Here is a 20227-nt window from a genome sequence, read left to right as displayed (position 1 = left end):
TCTTAGCGCCGCCAGCGACGCAGCAGGCGGCTTCTCATCCCGGTGTCAAAGCGCCAGATATGGTCAAAGATGCGCATGATGCCGGGTTTTCCATGCCCCGACATGGCGACCGCGTGAAAGCGGTTCTGATACTGCCGCTGCAGCGCCTTCACGCTGCTGACGACATCGTCCGGTAGCCGCTGGGCGATAAAATCTGAGATCACCACCGCATCGGCATCGTGCCAGTCTCCGGTTTGCATTTTTTCCAGGATCGAGCGGAAACAGCTGGCAAGATCCGTCCCGCCGCTGAAGTGCTGGCTTAAAAAACGGATCGCCTGATCGATGCCGTCCCGCCCGCTGACCTCATAGCGCACCACTTCGCTGGAAAACAGCATAATAAAGCAGCGCCGGTTGTCGGCGAGGGCAATGCGCATCAGCGCCAGGCAAAAAGCCTTTGCGCATTGCTCGTTGAACCCGCCCATGGAGCCGGAAGTGTCCACGCAGACAATAAATGGCCCGCGAGGTTGTTCGTCAAAATCCTGATGGACGACCGGGCGTTCGATGATTTTTTCACGCCATGCGTCACCGTGCAGACGGTAAGTGAGCAGTTGCTTCTCCACCAGGCGGCGGTAGAACTCAAATTCCAGTTCGGTAATCCCCAGGGTTGCCAGTTCGGGCGGCAGCAGGCGCAGGATATCGTCGCTGCGCTGTAGGCCGTCAACCTGTTCGGGCACGGTGGCAGGTTCCCGAACCAGCATACGCCAGGGCTCCGTGGGGGAATCTTTCCGCGGGACCGATTTTGCCTCGCGGGAGCGGCCCAGCTGTTCGGCAAGCTGCATCAGCTCGGGCTGGCCGGTGAGAAACTCGCCGTATTGCACAATCAGCTGATAGTCCCCGCGCTTGAGCGTGCCGCCGCTCATGTCCCACAGCTTGCCCGCTGCTTTATCGTTTTCGGCAAGTGCGGGGTCCAGTTGCCCGCTAAGTGCCAGCCGCTCCTGAATCTCCGCCAGCAGCTTGTCGCGCTCGTCTTCTAACAGCTGCTGGTTAAGCGACGTGGCCTGTACAACCAGGCTCAACCGCCAGCGCTGCAGAAACAGCGTATGCTGCGCCGGGGTGAAGTGCGGGTTATCAGCCACCAGCGTTTTGGCCTGTTCATAGAACGGCGAGCCGAGCTTATGCAGCAGCTGAATAATTTCCGGCAGCCGCATGATGAGCTGCCCGGTGGTGAGTAACTGACTCTGCTGGTAGCAAAGGACTTCCTGCGCCAGCTCATCCGGGACGTGTCCGTCCTTCAGTCGGCCTTTGAGCTGGTCTCGCCAGCGAGGTAAGTCTTCACTAACTGCTTTTTTCAAACGCGGGAATTTTTCGAAAAACACCGCCAGCTGCGGGGCAGCCAGCAGGGTAATAATGATCTCTTCTATCAGTTCGCCTTCACCAATAGTCAGGATCATATCCAGCGTTTCAACGCTTATCATTGCCGGGCCTGTTTCAGCTGTGCCGCAACGTCCTGCAGGCTGGCTTCAATTTTTCCCAGCCAGTCGCTTTCAATAAACAGGCATTTTTGCTGATCGTTAAAGCGCTCGTGCTGCTGGTGTAACGCGGCGTCGAGATCGTCAAACTGCTTTTTGATCTCATCCGGTACGCCCTGTTGCTGGTGGCCCGGCAGCGCCAGCCGTGTGGCCTGAAGGCTAACATCGCGAATGGTCAGGTGCAGGCTGTTGTCCACTTCAAGGTTAAGCAACTGCGCAAAACCAATGCCGTTCAACTTGCCGCGGATCTCGCCTCCTTTATTAAGCCACTGCGCCAGCGCCTCACGCGCCAGGGTGATATGAATCACTTCGATATCGTGCAGTTTCAGCGGCTTTTGCAGTAAAAGCGTTAGCGTTTCGCCGGTTATCTCATCCGGGAGCTGGTATTGCGGCTTGCGGCTGAACATACCGGTCTGCTTGAGCACGGTGAAAGCGTCCCGATCGCTGCTTTGCTGCTGAAGCTGGAGGCGGCGCTGGACGATACCGCTGAGCTTGCTCAGAATGGCCTGCTGCTGCCACGCGTGGCCGGTCATCAATACTTCAATCTGCTGCTGCATCAAATTCATGGTTGCCGTGTCGTGCCACAGACAGTCTTTGAGCAGGATAAGATCGATAGGCGCCACGGCATCGCGGCCGTTAAAGAAGGCGCTGGCCTGCAGCAGACGAATGGCTTTTTTCCAGCGGCGATCGGATACATAAGGTGCCCCCGGCGTGGCCTCAAGCAGCTGCCTCAGGGTGAAGATCAGTTCAAAAACGTCGTCCGGCAGCGCGACGCCGCCAATTTGCTGCTGCCAGGTGAAATATTCTTCATCGGTAACCTGCAGGTTTTCGGTGACCGGATTAAAGTTTTCGTCGTGCTGGCTGATGAGCATTGAGCGGAAATTCGCTTTGTCCTGTACTTTGTCGAGCCACAGGCGGATTAGCATCCGGTCATACAGCGCTTCCAGGCTACTGTCCGCTTCGGGCAATTCGTTGGAGGCGGCCACCAGCAGGCGCATGGGGATTTTGTCTTCGCTGGCGCCATTGCGGAAGCGGCGTTCATTAATGGCGGTCAGCAGGGTGTTTAGAATTGCCGGGCCGGCTTTCCAGATCTCATCCAGAAACACGATTTCGGCTTCCGGCAGGTAGCCGGCGGTCAGGCGCTCATAGCGGCCTTCATCTTTCAGCGCCTGAATAGAAAGCGGGCCAAAAACTTCTTCTGGCGTTGAGAAGCGAGTCATTAGATATTCAAAGGCGCGCGCTTCGCGAAAGGCGAATTTCAGGCGGCGGGCGATCAGGCTTTTTGCAATGCCTGGCGGACCAAGTAAAAAGACGCTTTCGCCGCTCAGCGCCGCCAGCAAACAGAGACGAACGGCGTGCTGACGTTCAAAAAGTCCCTTTTCCAGCGCCTGGCTGAGACGAGAAATTCTTTCAGCCAGCAAATGTGATTGAGCCATAATTAGCTTTGCATCCTTACGCGGTTAACCCTGTGGAGAAACGCGAGTATAGCGTTTATTTTTAGCCAGTTAATGTGCTGATTATGCCGCATGCAACGTTTGAGCTGAGATAAGTCAAATGCATTTAGGAGTACGATTTACACAATTATCGTGCATACTGTGCGCCGTTTTGTGGGCCAAGGGACTAAGCACACGTTTTCGGGATTCCAACAAAAGATTAGTCTATGAGCGCTGATAATAAACAATCGTTGCCGGCCGTTACGCTGGCTGCTATCGGGGTTGTGTACGGTGATATAGGTACCAGCCCGCTTTATACCCTTCGTGAATGCCTGTCCGGGCAGTTTGGGTTTGGCGTTGAACGCGACGCCGTGTTTGGCTTTTTGTCGTTAATTTTTTGGCTGTTGGTACTGGTCGTCTCCATCAAATATCTCACCTTCGTGATGCGGGCGGATAACGCCGGGGAAGGCGGGATCTTAACGCTAATGTCGCTTGCCGGGCGTAATACGACGGCGCGAATGACCTCTGTACTGGTGATCATGGGGTTGATTGGCGGCAGCTTCTTCTACGGCGAGGTGGTTATCACACCGGCGATATCGGTGATGTCGGCCATAGAGGGTCTTGAGATAGCCGCGCCGCAGCTCGATCAGTACATTGTTCCCCTTTCTATTATTGTTCTGACGCTGCTGTTTATGATTCAGAAGCACGGCACCGGGATGGTGGGCAAGCTGTTTGCTCCGGTGATGCTGCTGTGGTTCCTGACGCTCGCTGTTCTGGGCGCGCGCAGTATCATCGGCAACCCGGAAGTTCTGCAGGCGCTTAACCCGGCCTGGGCGGTGAATTTCTTCGTGCAGTACAAAGCCGTGTCGTTCGTTGCTCTCGGCGCTGTTGTGCTGGCTATAACCGGGGTTGAAGCGCTATATGCCGATATGGGGCACTTTGGTAAGCTCCCGATTCGCATCGCATGGTTTATCGCGGTTCTGCCTTCATTAGTTCTGAACTATTTTGGCCAGGGCGCGCTGCTATTAAAGAACCCGGAAGCGATTAAAAACCCGTTCTTCCTGCTGGCTCCTGACTGGGCGCTGATCCCGCTCCTGGTTCTGGCGACGCTGGCAACGGTTATCGCCTCTCAGGCCGTGATTTCCGGCGTATTCTCGCTGACTCGTCAGGCGGTTCGCCTGGGTTATCTCTCGCCAATGCGCATCATCCATACCTCAGAAATGGAGTCCGGGCAGATTTACATTCCGGCGATTAACTGGATTCTGTATATCGCCGTGGTGATCGTCATCGTTAGCTTCGAACATTCAAGTAACCTGGCGGCGGCATACGGGATCGCAGTAACCGGCACGATGGTGCTGACCTCGATTCTCTGCTGCACCGTCGCGCGCAAAAACTGGCACTGGAATAAAATTGCCGTGCTCCTGATGTGCGTAGGCTTCCTGTTTATCGACGTGCCGCTGTTCTCTGCTAACCTCGAGAAAATCGTCTCTGGCGGCTGGCTGCCGCTCACGCTGGGGCTTGTCATGTTTACCATCATGACGACGTGGAAGAGCGAGCGTTTCCGCCTGCTGCGCCGTATGCACGAGCACGGTAACTCGCTGGAAGCGATGATTGCGTCCCTTGAGAAGTCTCCGCCGGTTCGCGTGCCGGGCACCGCGGTTTATATGTCCCGCGCGTTGAACGTGATCCCGTTTGCCATGCTGCACAACCTGAAGCACAACAAAGTGCTGCATGAGCGAGTCGTACTGCTGACGCTGCGCACCGAAGATGCCCCATACGTTCACAACGTTAAACGCGTTTCTATTGAGCAGCTGTCACCCACCTTCTGGCGCGTGGTGGCCAGCTACGGCTGGCGTGAAACGCCGAACGTGGAAGAGATTTTCCACCGCTGTGGTTTGGAAGGCCTAAGCTGTCGGATGATGGAAACCTCGTTCTTCATGTCGCATGAGTCGCTGATTATCGGCAAACGTCCGTGGTATCTCCGCCTGCGCGGCAAGCTGTTCCTCGCCCTGCAGCGAAATGCCCTGCGCGCGCCTGACCAGTTTGAGATCCCGCCGAACAGGGTTATCGAGCTGGGCACCCAGGTCGAGATTTAAGTCAGCCAGTCTTTACTGGCCTGATGCCCTCACCCCGACCCTCTCCCACAAGGAGAGGGCGCAAAGACTAAAAAACGGTACTCAGGTACCGTTTTGCATTTATTAGCGAAACGTTTCGATGTTGATCACACTTCTTTAACCTGGTGGTTGTTTAACCGCCACCTCTTTTCCTACACTCATTATCAGCGAAACGTTTCGCTAGTGGAGCAGGAAAATGAAGAAAGGTACCGTTCTTAACGCTGATATTTCGGCCGTTATCTCCCGTCTGGGGCACACCGATTCACTGGTGATTGCCGATGCCGGGCTGCCAATTCCGCGCCATACCCAGCGCATTGATTTGGCATTAACTCACGGCGTTCCGGGCTTTATGCAGGTCGTGGATGTGGTAACGCAGGAAATGCAGGTTGAGGCGGCAATCATTGCTTCTGAAATCAAACAATATAATCCCGCGCTTCACGAAACGTTGCTCAGCCATATTGAGCAACTGCAAAAACACCAGGGAAACACCATAACTATTCGTTACATCAGCCATGAGCAGTTCAAGCAGCACACCGCGGATGCACATGCGGTTATTCGCAGCGGGGAGTGTTCCCCGTATGCGAATATCATTCTCTGTGCCGGCGTAACCTTCTGAGGAGGTCAGCATGGAACCCTTACTGCAACTTAAAGGGATCGATAAATCGTTCCCAGGGGTGAAAGCCCTGTCTGGCGCGGCGTTGAACGTTTACCCGGGCCGCGCAATGGCGCTGGTGGGTGAGAACGGCGCCGGCAAATCCACGATGATGAAAGTCCTGACCGGGATCTACACCAAAGATGCCGGTTCGCTGCTGTGGCTGGGAAAAGAAACTGCCTTTAGCGGGCCAAAAGCGTCTCAGGAAGCCGGTATCGGGATTATCCACCAGGAACTCAACCTGATCCCGCAGCTCAGCATTGCGGAGAACATCTTCCTTGGCCGCGAGTTTGTCGGGCATTTTGGCAACATTGACTGGAAGAAGATGTACCGTGAAGCCGACAAGCTGCTGGCGAAGCTGAATTTACGCTACACCAGCGAGCGTCTGGTGGGCGAGCTGTCGATTGGCGATCAGCAAATGGTTGAGATTGCCAAGGTGCTGAGCTTTGAGTCCAAAGTCATCATCATGGATGAACCGACCGATGCGCTGACCGACACGGAAACCGAGTCGCTGTTCCGCGTTATCCGTGAGCTGAAGGCTCAGGGCTGCGGCATCGTTTATATCTCCCACCGCATGAAAGAGATTTTTGAGGTGTGCGACGACGTGACAGTGCTGCGTGATGGGCAGTTTATTGCCGAGCGCGAAGTCTCCACGCTTACCGAAGATACCCTGATCGAAATGATGGTTGGCCGCAAGCTGGAAGATCAGTATCCGCATCTGGACAAACAGCCCGGCGATATTCGCCTGCGGGTCGATAACGTATCTGGCCCCGGCGTGAAGGCGGTTTCTTTCACGCTGCGTAAAGGCGAAATCCTCGGCGTTGCCGGGCTGATGGGTGCCGGGCGTACCGAATTGATGAAAGTGCTTTATGGCGCGCTGCCGAGAAGCGGTGGCTATGTGGCGCTGGATGGCCGTGAAGTAGTGACTCGTTCTCCGCAGGATGGGTTGGCTAATGGCATCGTTTATATCTCTGAAGACCGCAAGCGTGATGGGCTGGTTCTGGGGATGTCGGTGAAGGAGAACATGTCGTTGACCGCGCTGCGTTATTTCAGTCGCGGGGCTGGCAGCCTGAAACATAAAGATGAGCAGCAGGCGGTGCAGGATTTTATTCGCCTGTTCAACGTTAAAACGCCTTCCATGGAACAGCCAATTGGCCTGCTGTCCGGCGGTAACCAACAGAAAGTTGCCATCGCGCGTGGCCTGATGACCCGTCCGAAAGTGCTGATCCTCGACGAGCCAACTCGTGGCGTCGACGTTGGGGCGAAAAAAGAAATTTATCAGTTAATTAACCAGTTTAAAGCCGAAGGGTTGAGCATCATCCTTGTGTCGTCCGAGATGCCGGAAGTGCTGGGCATGAGCGACCGCATTATGGTTATTCACGAAGGGCGACTGAGCGGGGAGTTCTCCCGTGAAGAAGCCACCCAGGAGGCGCTGATGGCCGCGGCCGTTGGTAAGCTTAATCGAGTGAATCAGGAGTTAGATAAATGAGTACCCAGACCGTGTCCACCCGTCGCTGGTTCACCAAAGCGTGGCTGATGGAGCAAAAATCGCTGATCGCTCTGCTGGTGCTGATTGCGATTGTCTCGGCCCTGAGCCCGAACTTCTTTACCGTGAATAACCTGTTCAACATCCTGCAGCAAACGTCGGTGAACGCCATTATGGCGGTGGGGATGACGCTGGTCATTCTGACCTCCGGGATCGACCTGTCCGTCGGTTCTCTTCTGGCGTTGACCGGGGCGGTGGCGGCCTCGATTGTGGGCTTTGAGGTCAATGCGCTGGTGGCCGTTGCCGCTGCGCTGGCTCTTGGGGCTGCCATTGGTGCCGTAACGGGTGTGATTGTAGCGAAAGGGCGGGTTCAGGCCTTTATTGCCACCCTGGTGATGATGCTGCTGCTGCGCGGGGTGACGCTGGTTTACACCAACGGCAGCCCGATGAATACCGGCTTCTCGGACAATGCTGATCTGTTTGGCTGGTTCGGTATTGGCCGCCCGCTGGGGATCCCAACGCCGGTCTGGATCATGGCGATTGTCTTCCTGGCCGCGTGGTACATGTTGCACCATACTCGCCTGGGGCGTTACATCTATGCGCTCGGCGGCAACGAAGCGGCAACGCGCCTGTCAGGCATTAGCGTCAACAAAGTGAAAATCATCGTCTACTCTCTGTGTGGTCTGCTGGCGTCGCTGGCCGGGATCATCGAAGTAGCACGTCTTTCCTCTGCGCAGCCAACGGCGGGTGCGGGATATGAACTGGATGCTATCGCGGCGGTTGTGCTGGGCGGTACCAGCCTGGCGGGCGGCAAAGGCCGGATTGTCGGCACGCTGATCGGGGCATTGATCCTCGGCTTCCTGAACAACGGTCTGAATTTATTAGGTGTTTCTTCTTATTACCAGATGATCGTCAAAGCGGTGGTAATTTTGCTGGCGGTGCTGGTGGACAATAAAAAGCAGTAAAACCATAACCCTACAGGACATCTGACTATGAACATGAAAAAACTGGCTACCCTGGTTTCCGCTGTCGCCCTGAGCGCCACCGTAAGCGCAAACGCCATGGCAAAAGACACCATCGCGCTGGTAGTGTCTACCCTGAATAACCCGTTCTTCGTGTCGCTGAAAGATGGCGCGCAGAAAGAAGCTGACAAACTGGGCTACAACCTGGTGGTGCTGGATTCACAAAACAACCCGGCAAAAGAGCTGGCCAACGTGCAGGACTTAACGGTTCGCGGCACCAAATTAATGCTGATTAACCCAACGGATTCCGACGCGGTGGGCAATGCCGTTAAGATGGCAAACCAGGCTAAAATCCCGGTGATCACTCTCGACCGTATGGCAAACCAGGGGACCGTGGTGAGCCACATTGCTTCTGATAACGTTGCTGGCGGCAAAATGGCCGGTGATTACATCGCTAAGAAACTGGGCGACGGCGCGAAAGTCATTGAACTGCAGGGTATTGCTGGTGCTTCCGCAGCCCGTGAACGTGGTGAAGGTTTCAAACAGGCTGTTGCGGCACATAAATTTGACGTGCTGGCCAGCCAGCCAGCTGACTTCGATCGTACTAAAGGTCTGAACGTTATGCAGAACCTGCTGACTGCACACCCTAACGTTCAGGCTGTTTTTGCTCAGAACGACGAAATGGCACTGGGTGCCCTGCGTGCGCTGCAAACCGCGGGTAAATCTGATGTGCTGGTCGTCGGTTTCGATGGTACGGCTGACGGCGTGAAAGCGGTTGAAGGCGGCAAACTGGGCGCGACAGTGGCTCAGATGGCTGACCAGATCGGCGTTATTGGTGTGGAAACCGCTGATAAAGTGCTGAAAGGCGAGAAAGTGGATGCGAAAATCCCGGTTGATTTGAAACTGATCACCAAATAAGAATTAAAGAAAAGCAGGGCAACGCGCCGCTCAGGCATGAGCGGCGCACTCAAACTGGATATTAAGATATGAAAAGCACAGGCAAACTCGTCGTTCTTGGCAGCATCAATGCTGACCATATCCTCAACCTCGAACATTTCCCAACGCCGGGTGAAACCGTCACCGGGCAGGGGTATCAGGTGGCGTTCGGCGGTAAAGGTGCGAACCAGGCCGTTGCGGCAGGGCGCAGTGGAGCAGACATTGCGTTTATTGCCTGTGTGGGCGATGACGATACCGGTGGCCGCGTTTGTAAGCAGCTTGCCAGTGATAATATTGATACTTCGCCAATCAGTACCATTAAAGATGAAGCGACCGGCGTGGCACTGATTTTTGTCAACGGCGCAGGTGAAAACGTGATCGGCATTCACGCCGGCGCGAATGCCGCTTTGACTCCCGAACTGGTGGCAGCGCAACAGCAGAAAATTGCTGATGCTTCGGCGTTATTAATGCAGCTGGAATCCCCGCTTGAGAGCGTTCTGGCTGCAGCGAAAATTGCCCATCAGCACCAGACCAAAGTGATTCTGAATCCGGCCCCGGCCTGTGAACTCTCTGATGAGCTTCTGTCTATGTTAGATATGATCACTCCGAACGAAACGGAAGCAGAAAAGTTGACTGGCGTGCGGGTTGAGAATGATGCAGATGCTGCCAAAGCTGCTGAAGTGCTGCACGGTAAGGGAATCGAAACGGTGATTATCACGCTCGGCAGCCGTGGTGTATGGCTAAGCGAAAAAGGTCACGGCAAACGAGTGCCGGGCTTTAAGGTAAAAGCTGTCGATACTATTGCCGCTGGCGACACTTTTAACGGTGCGCTGGTGACTGCATTGCTGGAAGATAAGCCGATGGAAGATGCCGTGCGATTTGCTCACGCTGCCGCCGCAATTGCCGTGACGCGAAAAGGCGCTCAGCCTTCCGTGCCGTGGCGCAAGGAAATAGATGAGTTCCTGCAGCAGCAGAGGTAAGTCATGGCTACCATGAAAGACGTCGCCCGCCTGGCGGGCGTTTCTACTTCTACCGTTTCCCACGTCATTAATAACGATCGCTTTGTTAGCGATGCCATTCGTCAGAAGGTTGAGGCCGCGGTAAAAACGCTGAACTATGCGCCTTCTGCGTTGGCTCGCAGCCTCAAGCTGAATCAAACGCATACCATCGGTATGCTGATCACCGCGAGTAGCAACCCCTTCTATTCCGAGCTGGTTCGAGGCGTGGAGCGCAGCTGCTTTGAGCGCGGCTACAGCCTTGTACTGTGTAACACCGAAGGCGATGAGCACCGCATGAACCGAAATCTGGAAACGCTGCTGCAAAAGCGCGTCGATGGATTACTGTTGTTGTGCACCGAAACGCATCAGCCTTCGCCTGAAATCATCAACCGCTACCCGACTATCCCGACAGTAATGATGGACTGGGCTCCGTTTGAGGGGCAGAGCGATGTGATTCAGGATAACTCGCTGCTCGGCGGAGAAATGGCGACACAGCACCTGATCGACAATGGCTATACCCGTATTGCCTGCATCGCCGGGCCGCAGGACAAAACGCCTGCCAGACTGCGCCTTGAAGGCTACCGCAAAGCTATGGCTCAGGCCGGACTGGCTATTCATCCGGGCTATGAAATTATTGGCGACTTCGAGTTTCAGGGCGGGTTTAGCGCCATGAGCGAACTGCTTACCCTGGCGGACAGGCCGGACGCTGTATTCATGGGGAATGACGCTATGGCCGTTGGGGCCTACCATGCTTTATATCAGGCTGGTCTTAGCATTCCGCAGGATATGGCGGTGATTGGCTACGATGATATTGAGCTTGCACGCTACATGACGCCGCCGCTGACGACGATTCACCAGCCCAAAGATGAGCTCGGCGAATTGGCCGTGGATGTGCTGATCCACCGAATGGGGCAACCAGACCTGGCGCAGCAACGGCTACTGCTGACGCCAGAGCTGGTGGAGCGAAGCTCCGTTTAAGGTTTGTGACGTTCTTTTATTAAGTTGCGCCCGTCTTTGGAGCGCAGTAGCAAAAATACCGCCGATGAGACCAGCGTTATCGCGCCCATCGTCAACAGGGTGTAGTGGAATTGCTCGATGGTATTGACGCTGTCTATGCCTTCCCATGCTCTAAGCACCGCGGCACTAACGGCAACCCCAAGGCTAATTGAAAGCTGCTGAGTTACGGCCAGCACGCTGTTGCCGCTGCTGGCGTTTTCATCCGTCAGGTCCGCAAGGGTGATGGTGTTCATGGCCGTAAACTGCGTCGACATTGCCATCCCTAATATAAAGAGGGGCAGGATCAGCAGCCAGACTTCCATGCCCGGTGACTGCAGCGAGAACTGGGCAATCAGCAGGCCGATGACCAAAGTGATCCCGACCAGCGTTTTACGATAGCCCAGCCAGCGCAGCACCTGCGTGACGGTCGATTTAGCCAGTAGCGAACCGACCGCCGTAGGTGCCATCATGCAGCCAGCCAATAATGCTGAATAGCCAAACCCCACCTGCAGCATAAGCGGCATTAAAAAAGGTACGCAACCGGTGCCGAGGCGTGAGGCTATATTGCCGACTATGCCAACGGAGAAGGTACGCGTCTTAAAGAGAGGCAGGGGAATAAGCGGCGTTGGAACGCGGCGGGCATGCCAGACATAAGTCAGCAGCAGTAAAATCCCGCCCAGAATCACTAACATGCCTATATAGCTGGCGACAATCCGCTCGCCAAACAGCTCAACCCCGCTGGATATCAGCACCAGGCCCGCGCCAAATAGCAAGAAGCCGCTCATATCAAACCCGCGCTTCGGCGTGGTGAAGTTGGGCATGTACTTGCGGGCATACAGCAGGCCCAGAATGCCAATCGGAATATTGATTAAAAATATCCAGTGCCAGCTTGCCCAGGTGACCAGAACGCCGCCGAGCAGTGGGCCGATAATGGGGCCGACCAGACCGGGCATGGTGACAAAGTTAAGTACAGGCAACAGCTCGCTGCGTGGGTAAGCCCGAAGTAATGCCAGACGGGCAACCGGCATCATCATCGCGCCGCCAATTCCCTGAATCACGCGAAAGATGACCAGCTCGGTTAAAGACCCAGACATGGCGCAGGCAAAAGAGCCGAGAGTGAACAGGCTAACGGCCAGCATAAATACGCGGCGTGTGCCGAAGCGGTCCGCTAACCAACCGCTTACCGGGATAAGCATGGCGACGGTTAAGGTGTAGCTAATAATGGCAGCCTGCATGGCCAGCGGGGAGCGATTCAGGCTATGGGCTATTGCCGGTAGCGCGGTGTTAAGGATGGTGGCATCCAAAGCCTGCATAAAGAAAGCCATTGCGGCTATCCAAGGCAGGCCGGCCATGCTGCGTGCTGTTTTCGTCATTATTATCCTGAAGGTTATGTGCGCTTTAGACTACCGATGAGTGACGGGTTCCTTTAATAGCGCCAGGCAGGCGTTAAAAGCGGCCTGTCCCTCTCCCTTAGCAATGGCATCCACAATCGCCTGATGCAAATCGAGCTTAATGACTTCGTTATCGGTAATCGCGGTGAAGTAATTGTAATAAATCGATCTGAATAAGTTCGCGAAAGATGTCATGAAAGGGTTACCACTCATTTCATAGATGAGTTCGTGGTAGGCCATATCCACTTCAATCCACCGCTGACGGTCAAAGGCCGTCTGCAGTTCTGTCATTTGCGCCATCAGTTGAGTAAGCCTGGTTCGCTGCTGCTCATTACTATTAATAGCGGCTAATGCGCAGGCCTGTGGCTCCAGGCTATTACGCATAATCAAAAACTCTTCTACTACATGGCTGAAGTTATCTTTGGTCATCCACCAGGCTATCAGTTCTTTATCAAGGAAGTTCCAGTGGCTGCGGGGCATGACGCGAGTGCCAATCCTTGGGCGAGGCAACAGCATGCCTTTAGCGGCTAGCGTCTTGACGGCTTCACGAACGGCAGTCCGGCTGACGCCAAAGAGATCACCCAGTTCCATCTCGCCCGGAAGAATGCTGCCTGCCGCATATTCACCCTTGAGAATTCGCTGGGCAATTTTCTCTGCCAGCACATAAGAAAGGTTTTTTTGGGCGGCGAGTTGTTGAGTGGATAAAGACATGACGCAATTCCTTTAGCTGTATTTCTTACCCTAGTATGCCACCGGCGGTGATTTTGCGGTGATTTATGCAGCAAATATCCCGGATTTGCTGGCTTTCTGCGCGCCATTGGTGAAAAAGAATGCGGTCAGAAAGTTTTTTCAAATTAGGGGTTGTCAGGCTCTGAGAACTCCCTATAATGCGCCTCCACTGACACGGCGAAGCGGCTTCGAAAGCGGTTTCACAACCCGGTAGTCAGTCAGACGAAAGCGAAAATAAACGCTTGACTCTGAAAGAGGAAAGCGTAATATACGCCACCTCGAGTTAGCAAGCGAAAGCGCCTAACTCACTGCTCTTTAACAATTTATCAGACAATCTGTGTGGGCACTCGCAGGATTGATATCTCAGCATCTTCGGATGCAAACAAATATCAAGTCTTGAAGAGTGACTACTGATTTTATAAACAGTTTTAATTCTTTGAGCATCAAACACTTTTAAATTGAAGAGTTTGATCATGGCTCAGATTGAACGCTGGCGGCAGGCCTAACACATGCAAGTCGAGCGGTAGCACAGGGAGCTTGCTCCTGGGTGACGAGCGGCGGACGGGTGAGTAATGTCTGGGGATCTGCCTGATGGAGGGGGATAACTACTGGAAACGGTAGCTAATACCGCATAACGTCGCAAGACCAAAGAGGGGGACCTTCGGGCCTCTTGCCATCAGATGAACCCAGATGGGATTAGCTAGTAGGTGGGGTAATGGCTCACCTAGGCGACGATCCCTAGCTGGTCTGAGAGGATGACCAGCCACACTGGAACTGAGACACGGTCCAGACTCCTACGGGAGGCAGCAGTGGGGAATATTGCACAATGGGCGCAAGCCTGATGCAGCCATGCCGCGTGTATGAAGAAGGCCTTCGGGTTGTAAAGTACTTTCAGCGAGGAGGAAGGCATTAAGGTTAATAACCTTGGTGATTGACGTTACTCGCAGAAGAAGCACCGGCTAACTCCGTGCCAGCAGCCGCGGTAATACGGAGGGTGCAAGCGTTAATCGGAATTACTGGGCGTAAAGCGCACGCAGGCGGTTTGTTAAGTCGGATGTGAAATCCCCGGGCTCAACCTGGGAACTGCATTCGAAACTGGCAAGCTTGAGTCTTGTAGAGGGGGGTAGAATTCCAGGTGTAGCGGTGAAATGCGTAGAGATCTGGAGGAATACCGGTGGCGAAGGCGGCCCCCTGGACAAAGACTGACGCTCAGGTGCGAAAGCGTGGGGAGCAAACAGGATTAGATACCCTGGTAGTCCACGCCGTAAACGATGTCGACTTGGAGGTTGTGCCCTTGAGGCGTGGCTTCCGGAGCTAACGCGTTAAGTCGACCGCCTGGGGAGTACGGCCGCAAGGTTAAAACTCAAATGAATTGACGGGGGCCCGCACAAGCGGTGGAGCATGTGGTTTAATTCGATGCAACGCGAAGAACCTTACCTACTCTTGACATCCAGAGAACTTTCCAGAGATGGATTGGTGCCTTCGGGAACTCTGAGACAGGTGCTGCATGGCTGTCGTCAGCTCGTGTTGTGAAATGTTGGGTTAAGTCCCGCAACGAGCGCAACCCTTATCCTTTGTTGCCAGCGGTTCGGCCGGGAACTCAAAGGAGACTGCCAGTGATAAACTGGAGGAAGGTGGGGATGACGTCAAGTCATCATGGCCCTTACGAGTAGGGCTACACACGTGCTACAATGGCGCATACAAAGAGAAGCGACCTCGCGAGAGCAAGCGGACCTCATAAAGTGCGTCGTAGTCCGGATTGGAGTCTGCAACTCGACTCCATGAAGTCGGAATCGCTAGTAATCGTAGATCAGAATGCTACGGTGAATACGTTCCCGGGCCTTGTACACACCGCCCGTCACACCATGGGAGTGGGTTGCAAAAGAAGTAGGTAGCTTAACCTTCGGGAGGGCGCTTACCACTTTGTGATTCATGACTGGGGTGAAGTCGTAACAAGGTAACCGTAGGGGAACCTGCGGTTGGATCACCTCCTTACCTAATAGATACAACCCGCGTAGTGCTCACACAGATTGTCTGATAGATGTAGAGAAGCAAGGCGTCTTGCGATTGAGACTTCAGTGTCCCCTTCGTCTAGAGGCCCAGGACACCGCCCTTTCACGGCGGTAACAGGGGTTCGAATCCCCTAGGGGACGCCACTTGCTGGTATGTAAGTGAAAGTTGCGTGCCGAACTATCTCAAAGCTGACTTGAAAGAGTCATGTTTGAGATATTTGCTCTTTAACAATCCGGAACAAGCTGAAAATTGAAACGACATGTCGTCTTATTCTTCCGTAATAAAGAATGAGGTTAAGACATGTTCGAGTCTCTCAAATTTTCACAACAGCGATTGTGTCTTACGAGACACCTTCGGGTTGTGAGGTTAAGCGACTAAGCGTACACGGTGGATGCCCTGGCAGTCAGAGGCGATGAAGGACGTGCTAATCTGCGATAAGCGTCGGTAAGGTGATATGAACCGTTATAGCCGGCGATTTCCGAATGGGGAAACCCAGTGTGATCCGTCACACTATCATTACGTGAATACATAGCGTAATGAAGCGAACCGGGGGAACTGAAACATCTAAGTACCCCGAGGAAAAGAAATCAACCGAGATTCCCCCAGTAGCGGCGAGCGAACGGGGAGCAGCCCAGAACCTGAATCAGTTTGTGTGTTAGTGGAAGCGTCTGGAAAGTCGCAGGGTACAGGGTGATACTCCCGTACACTAAAATGCACATACTGTGAGTTCGAAGAGTAGGGCGGGACACGTGGTATCCTGTCTGAATATGGGGGGACCATCCTCCAAGGCTAAATACTCCTGACTGACCGATAGTGAACCAGTACCGTGAGGGAAAGGCGAAAAGAACCCCGGCGAGGGGAGTGAAAAAGAACCTGAAACCGTGTACGTACAAGCAGTGGGAGCCTCTTTATGGGGTGACTGCGTACCTTTTGTATAATGGGTCAGCGACTTATATTCTGTAGCAAGGTTAACCGTATAGGGGAGCCGCAGGGAAACCGAGTCTTAACTGGGCGTTAAGTTGCAGGGTATAGACCCGAAACCCGGTGATCTAGCCATGGGCAGGTTGAAGGTTGGGTAACACTAACTGGAGGACCGAACCGACTAATGTTGAAAAATTAGCGGATGACTTGTGGCTGGGGGTGAAAGGCCAATCAAACCGGGAGATAGCTGGTTCTCCCCGAAAGCTATTTAGGTAGCGCCTCGTGAACTCATCTTCGGGGGTAGAGCACTGTTTCGGCTAGGGGGCCATCCCGGCTTACCAACCCGATGCAAACTACGAATACCGAAGAATGTTATCACGGGAGACACACGGCGGGTGCTAACGTCCGTCGTGAAGAGGGAAACAACCCAGACCGCCAGCTAAGGTCCCAAAGTCATGGTTAAGTGGGAAACGATGTGGGAAGGCACAGACAGCCAGGATGTTGGCTTAGAAGCAGCCATCATTTAAAGAAAGCGTAATAGCTCACTGGTCGAGTCGGCCTGCGCGGAAGATGTAACGGGGCTAAACCATGCACCGAAGCTGCGGCAGCGACACTATGTGTTGTTGGGTAGGGGAGCGTTCTGTAAGCCGTTGAAGGTGAACTGTGAGGTTTGCTGGAGGTATCAGAAGTGCGAATGCTGACATAAGTAACGATAAAGCGGGTGAAAAGCCCGCTCGCCGGAAGACCAAGGGTTCCTGTCCAACGTTAATCGGGGCAGGGTGAGTCGACCCCTAAGGCGAGGCCGAAAGGCGTAGTCGATGGGAAACAGGTTAATATTCCTGTACTCGGTGTTACTGCGAAGGGGGGACGGAGAAGGCTATGTTAGCCGGGCGACGGTTGTCCCGGTTTAAGCATGTAGGCGGAGCGTTTAGGTAAATCCGGACGCTTATCAAACGCTGAGGTGTGATGACGAGGCACTACGGTGCTGAAGTAACAAATGCCCTGCTTCCAGGAAAAGCCTCTAAGCATCAGGTAACATTGAATCGTACCCCAAACCGACACAGGTGGTCAGGTAGAGAATACCAAGGCGCTTGAGAGAACTCGGGTGAAGGAACTAGGCAAAATGGTGCCGTAACTTCGGGAGAAGGCACGCTGTCATCAGGTGAAGCCCCTCGCGGGTGGAGCTGAAGGCAGTCGAAGATACCAGCTGGCTGCAACTGTTTATTAAAAACACAGCACTGTGCAAACACGAAAGTGGACGTATACGGTGTGACGCCTGCCCGGTGCCGGAAGGTTAATTGATGGGGTTATCCGCAAGGAGAAGCTCTTGATCGAAGCCCCGGTAAACGGCGGCCGTAACTATAACGGTCCTAAGGTAGCGAAATTCCTTGTCGGGTAAGTTCCGACCTGCACGAATGGCGTAATGATGGCCAGGCTGTCTCCACCCGAGACTCAGTGAAATTGAAATCGCTGTGAAGATGCAGTGTACCCGCGGCAAGACGGAAAGACCCCGTGAACCTTTACTATAGCTTGACACTGAACATTGAGCCTTGATGTGTAGGATAGGTGGGAGGCTTTGAAGCGTGGACGCCAGTCTGCGTGGAGCCAACCTTGAAATACCACCCTTTAATGTTTGATGTTCTAACGTAGACCCGTGATCCGGGTTGCGGACAGTGTCTGGTGGGTAGTTTGACTGGGGCGGTCTCCTCCTAAAGCGTAACGGAGGAGCACGAAGGTTAGCTAATCACGGTCGGACATCGTGAGGTTAGTGCAAAGGCATAAGCTAGCTTGACTGCGAGAGTGACGGCTCGAGCAGGTGCGAAAGCAGGTCTTAGTGATCCGGTGGTTCTGAATGGAAGGGCCATCGCTCAACGGATAAAAGGTACTCCGGGGATAACAGGCTGATACCGCCCAAGAGTTCATATCGACGGCGGTGTTTGGCACCTCGATGTCGGCTCATCACATCCTGGGGCTGAAGTAGGTCCCAAGGGTATGGCTGTTCGCCATTTAAAGTGGTACGCGAGCTGGGTTTAGAACGTCGTGAGACAGTTCGGTCCCTATCTGCCGTGGGCGCTGGAGAATTGAGGGGGGCTGCTCCTAGTACGAGAGGACCGGAGTGGACGCATCACTGGTGTTCGGGTTGTCATGCCAATGGCATTGCCCGGTAGCTAAATGCGGAAAAGATAAGCGCTGAAAGCATCTAAGCGCGAAACTTGCCCCGAGATGAGTTCTCCCTGACCCTTTAAGGGTCCTGAAGGAACGTTGAAGACTACGACGTTGATAGGCTGGGTGTGTAAGCGTAGCGATACGTTGAGCTAACCAGTACTAATGATCCGTGAGGCTTAACCTTACAACACCGAAGGTGTTTTAGAGACGAAAGATTTTCAGCTTAGTTCAGGATTAAAGCTCATGGTCATAAGAATGACGGTGAGTAACAGAATTTGCCTGGCGGCCGTAGCGCGGTGGTCCCACCTGACCCCATGCCGAACTCAGAAGTGAAACGCCGTAGCGCCGATGGTAGTGTGGGGTCTCCCCATGCGAGAGTAGGGAACTGCCAGGCATCAAATCAGCATTAACCCCGACCGAAAGGCCGGGGTTTTTTGCTTTTTAAAGATTAAAACAGACCATAAGCCGCATATTTTCTCCGTATTACTGCAGTTCTACCCATTCATAGATAAAATCAGCGATCTCCTCTGCATTATTAAGATCCAATACAGGGACAGAAGCGGTGAGCGGCACATCGCTGGCTATAGCAATGACATGCCGATCGATCTCTAATGCTTCAGCTTTATGGCCAGTTTCCTGCCTGAATAAAAGGATCTTAGCCACGGCTTCGTGTTTGAAACCTTCGACCAGAATTAAATCCAGTTTGCGGTTATCCATTCTTGAGGCGAGATAATGTAAATCCAGATTAGGCTCTTCGGGGGTTTCAGTCATTAGTGCCCAGCGCTTCTGGCTGGCGACAATGGTCTGCGCGGCGCCAGCTTTACGGAGTTCATAGCTATCCTTCCCGGGTTTGTCCACATCCATATCATGATGCGTGTGCTTAATGAGTCCGGGCCTGATGCCTTTATCCAATAGCAGTGGGATCAGCTGCTTCAGTAATGTGGTTTTTCCTGTTCCGCTCCAGGCTGAAATAGCCAGTAAAGGCGGCGTTATCCTTTTTTCTGCCATTGTGAAAGCTCATCGAGAGTATTTATATTGGTAAAACAAGCAGCCTGGCCATCAAAAGAGACTGAATGTCCTCCTGCGCTCAGTAAGAAATGCATCACTCGCCTTTCGCCAGCGAGCAGATATTCTCTCAATGGCAAACAAAGCGAATGATGAAGCAAAGCTACGCCAGGGTGATCCCGTAGCCCATCATTTGCCCATATTGCCAACGCGCTCCCACGCGCTTGCCAAAGCCTGCGTGCCACATCGACAGGAATATTGGGTGTATCGCAAGGGCAGAATAGCAGCCACTCACTTTCAGTTTGTTCCATCACGGCTAACATACCGGCCAATGGTCCCTGGTAACCACTCATTGAGTCCTGAATAACCGAAATCCCGCTTTGCTGATAGATCTCAAGGTTTCTGTTGGCACTGATGACAACATCGCCTACCTGTGGTTTTAATACATTGAGGACGTGCTGGAAAAGTGGCTGGCCGTTAAGCAGGGCTAATCCCTTATCATTGCCGCCCATTCTGCTTCCCCTGCCACCGGCTAGCACAACGCCGGTGACTTCTGTTAATCGCTGCACGAATATCGCCTCTTTTAATGTGGGTTTGAGCCTGCTAACGTGTTGTCTTTCACATGTGATAAGGAACACCAACATGAAATGTAAGCGCCTTAACGAACTTCTTGAGCTGCTTCAGCCTGCATGGCAAAAAGAGCCAGATCTGAACCTGATACAATTCTTGCAGAAATTGGCCGCTGAGTCAGGCTATCGCGGTGAACTGGCTGAGCTCACTGACGATGTACTGATCTATCACCTGAAAATGCGTGATTCTGCAAAAGATGATGCGATCCCTGGCCTTAAAAAAGATTATGAAGAAGACTTCAAAACGGCACTGCTGCGCGCTCGCGGTGTCATTAAGGAATAAAAGAG

The 20227-nt window shown here is 53.7% G+C and carries 14 protein-coding genes, 1 tRNA gene and 3 rRNA genes; 12 read left to right on the top strand and 6 right to left on the bottom strand.

The window, feature by feature from the left end; translation table 11 throughout:
- Window positions 1–2: 2 nt before the first annotated feature.
- The gene (viaA, locus tag ACREYP_RS22280; protein ID WP_336819315.1) at window positions 3–1454 is read right to left on the bottom strand and encodes an ATPase RavA stimulator ViaA; all 1452 of its coding nucleotides are present in this window, start codon (window positions 1452–1454) and stop codon (window positions 3–5) included.
- Window positions 1451–2944 (bottom strand): ATPase RavA, encoded by a 1494-nt coding sequence (gene ravA / locus ACREYP_RS22275; protein WP_008457770.1) that lies wholly within the window; start codon window positions 2942–2944, stop codon window positions 1451–1453. The genes viaA and ravA overlap by 4 nt, the downstream gene beginning before the upstream one ends.
- 224 nt (window positions 2945–3168) lie before the next feature.
- On the opposite strand from ravA, the gene kup reads away from it, so the two are divergent.
- The 7 genes from kup to rbsR all read left to right on the top strand — a co-directional run bounded on the left by kup (window position 3169) and on the right by rbsR (window position 11067).
- Window positions 3169–5037 carry a low affinity potassium transporter Kup gene (gene kup / locus ACREYP_RS22270; RefSeq protein ID WP_008457772.1) on the top strand — a complete coding sequence of 623 codons (1869 nt, stop codon included), beginning with the start codon at window positions 3169–3171 and terminating at the stop codon, window positions 5035–5037.
- A gap of 214 nt (window positions 5038–5251) precedes the next feature.
- Window positions 5252–5671: a D-ribose pyranase gene (gene rbsD / locus ACREYP_RS22265; protein WP_008457773.1), complete on the top strand. Its 420-nt coding sequence runs from the start codon at window positions 5252–5254 to the stop codon at window positions 5669–5671.
- Between the two features lie 10 nt (window positions 5672–5681).
- Window positions 5682–7196, top strand: a complete 1515-nt coding sequence (rbsA, locus tag ACREYP_RS22260; protein ID WP_166994953.1) for a ribose ABC transporter ATP-binding protein RbsA — start codon at window positions 5682–5684, stop codon at window positions 7194–7196.
- Complete coding sequence (gene rbsC / locus ACREYP_RS22255) at window positions 7193–8158, top strand: ribose ABC transporter permease (protein WP_008457775.1); 966 nt, start codon at window positions 7193–7195, stop codon at window positions 8156–8158. Before rbsA ends, rbsC begins: the two co-directional genes overlap by 4 nt.
- 27 nt (window positions 8159–8185) lie before the next feature.
- Window positions 8186–9073 carry a ribose ABC transporter substrate-binding protein RbsB gene (gene rbsB, locus ACREYP_RS22250; RefSeq protein WP_008457776.1) on the top strand — a complete coding sequence of 296 codons (888 nt, stop codon included), beginning with the start codon at window positions 8186–8188 and terminating at the stop codon, window positions 9071–9073.
- A 68-nt stretch (window positions 9074–9141) separates the two neighbouring features.
- Window positions 9142–10071, top strand: coding sequence for a ribokinase (rbsK, locus tag ACREYP_RS22245; protein ID WP_336819314.1), 930 nt, complete (start codon window positions 9142–9144; stop codon window positions 10069–10071).
- 3 nt (window positions 10072–10074) lie between these two features.
- Complete coding sequence (gene rbsR, locus ACREYP_RS22240) at window positions 10075–11067, top strand: ribose operon transcriptional repressor RbsR (RefSeq protein WP_008457778.1); 993 nt, start codon at window positions 10075–10077, stop codon at window positions 11065–11067.
- Here the strand turns inward: rbsR and mdtD are convergent.
- Together mdtD and ACREYP_RS22230 are read right to left on the bottom strand one after the other, a co-directional pair.
- Window positions 11064–12458 carry a multidrug transporter subunit MdtD gene (mdtD, locus tag ACREYP_RS22235; RefSeq protein ID WP_008457779.1) on the bottom strand — a complete coding sequence of 465 codons (1395 nt, stop codon included), beginning with the start codon at window positions 12456–12458 and terminating at the stop codon, window positions 11064–11066. The genes rbsR and mdtD overlap by 4 nt on opposite strands.
- Before the next feature lie 30 nt (window positions 12459–12488).
- Complete coding sequence (locus tag ACREYP_RS22230; RefSeq protein ID WP_008457780.1) at window positions 12489–13187, bottom strand: FadR/GntR family transcriptional regulator; 699 nt, start codon at window positions 13185–13187, stop codon at window positions 12489–12491.
- A 473-nt stretch (window positions 13188–13660) separates the two neighbouring features.
- Between ACREYP_RS22230 and ACREYP_RS22225 the strand changes: the two genes are divergently transcribed.
- From ACREYP_RS22225 to rrf, 4 genes are all read left to right on the top strand, one after another.
- Window positions 13661–15200: ribosomal RNA gene (locus tag ACREYP_RS22225) — 16S ribosomal RNA — on the top strand.
- Window positions 15201–15285: 85 nt separating this feature from the next.
- Window positions 15286–15361 (top strand) — tRNA-Glu (locus ACREYP_RS22220).
- 221 nt (window positions 15362–15582) lie between these two features.
- Window positions 15583–18489: ribosomal RNA gene (locus tag ACREYP_RS22215) — 23S ribosomal RNA — on the top strand.
- 94 nt (window positions 18490–18583) lie between these two features.
- Window positions 18584–18699 (top strand): 5S ribosomal RNA (rrf, locus tag ACREYP_RS22210).
- Together the 16S, 23S and 5S rRNA genes with 1 tRNA gene alongside form the textbook arrangement of a ribosomal RNA operon.
- Window positions 18700–18788: 89 nt before the next feature.
- Here the strand turns inward: rrf and mobB are convergent.
- Both mobB and mobA read right to left on the bottom strand, forming a co-directional pair.
- The gene (gene mobB / locus ACREYP_RS22205; protein WP_336709084.1) at window positions 18789–19313 is read right to left on the bottom strand and encodes a molybdopterin-guanine dinucleotide biosynthesis protein MobB; all 525 of its coding nucleotides are present in this window, start codon (window positions 19311–19313) and stop codon (window positions 18789–18791) included.
- Window positions 19295–19822: a molybdenum cofactor guanylyltransferase MobA gene (gene mobA / locus ACREYP_RS22200; RefSeq protein ID WP_052154794.1), complete on the bottom strand. Its 528-nt coding sequence runs from the start codon at window positions 19820–19822 to the stop codon at window positions 19295–19297. Before mobA ends, mobB begins: the two co-directional genes overlap by 19 nt.
- 130 nt (window positions 19823–19952) lie before the next feature.
- On the opposite strand from mobA, the gene ACREYP_RS22195 reads away from it, so the two are divergent.
- Window positions 19953–20222 (top strand): YihD family protein, encoded by a 270-nt coding sequence (locus tag ACREYP_RS22195; RefSeq protein ID WP_008457378.1) that lies wholly within the window; start codon window positions 19953–19955, stop codon window positions 20220–20222.
- Window positions 20223–20227 lie beyond the last annotated feature (5 nt).

This window comes from Enterobacter sp. TMH.L2, from assembly GCF_050847315.1.
Taxonomy (GTDB): Bacteria; Pseudomonadota; Gammaproteobacteria; order Enterobacterales; family Enterobacteriaceae; genus Cedecea.
This window is presented reverse-complemented; position numbering and strand designations above follow the sequence as displayed.

Bases quoted from the DNA above. Each gene is read 5' to 3' on its own strand.
- rbsA (WP_166994953.1), top strand. From the start codon at position 5,682: ATGGAACCCTTACTGCAACTTAAAGGGATCGATAAATCGTTCCCAGGG.
- kup (WP_008457772.1), top strand. From the start codon at position 3,169: ATGAGCGCTGATAATAAACAATCGTTGCCGGCCGTTACGCTGGCTGCT.
- mobB (WP_336709084.1), bottom strand. From the start codon at position 19,313: ATGGCAGAAAAAAGGATAACGCCGCCTTTACTGGCTATTTCAGCCTGG.
- ACREYP_RS22230 (WP_008457780.1), bottom strand. From the start codon at position 13,187: ATGTCTTTATCCACTCAACAACTCGCCGCCCAAAAAAACCTTTCTTAT.
- mobA (WP_052154794.1), bottom strand. From the start codon at position 19,822: ATGGGCGGCAATGATAAGGGATTAGCCCTGCTTAACGGCCAGCCACTT.
- ACREYP_RS22195 (WP_008457378.1), top strand. From the start codon at position 19,953: ATGAAATGTAAGCGCCTTAACGAACTTCTTGAGCTGCTTCAGCCTGCA.
- mdtD (WP_008457779.1), bottom strand. From the start codon at position 12,458: ATGACGAAAACAGCACGCAGCATGGCCGGCCTGCCTTGGATAGCCGCA.
- rbsD (WP_008457773.1), top strand. From the start codon at position 5,252: ATGAAGAAAGGTACCGTTCTTAACGCTGATATTTCGGCCGTTATCTCC.
- rbsK (WP_336819314.1), top strand. From the start codon at position 9,142: ATGAAAAGCACAGGCAAACTCGTCGTTCTTGGCAGCATCAATGCTGAC.
- rbsR (WP_008457778.1), top strand. From the start codon at position 10,075: ATGGCTACCATGAAAGACGTCGCCCGCCTGGCGGGCGTTTCTACTTCT.
- rbsB (WP_008457776.1), top strand. From the start codon at position 8,186: ATGAACATGAAAAAACTGGCTACCCTGGTTTCCGCTGTCGCCCTGAGC.
- viaA (WP_336819315.1), bottom strand. From the start codon at position 1,454: ATGATAAGCGTTGAAACGCTGGATATGATCCTGACTATTGGTGAAGGC.
- ravA (WP_008457770.1), bottom strand. From the start codon at position 2,944: ATGGCTCAATCACATTTGCTGGCTGAAAGAATTTCTCGTCTCAGCCAG.
- rbsC (WP_008457775.1), top strand. From the start codon at position 7,193: ATGAGTACCCAGACCGTGTCCACCCGTCGCTGGTTCACCAAAGCGTGG.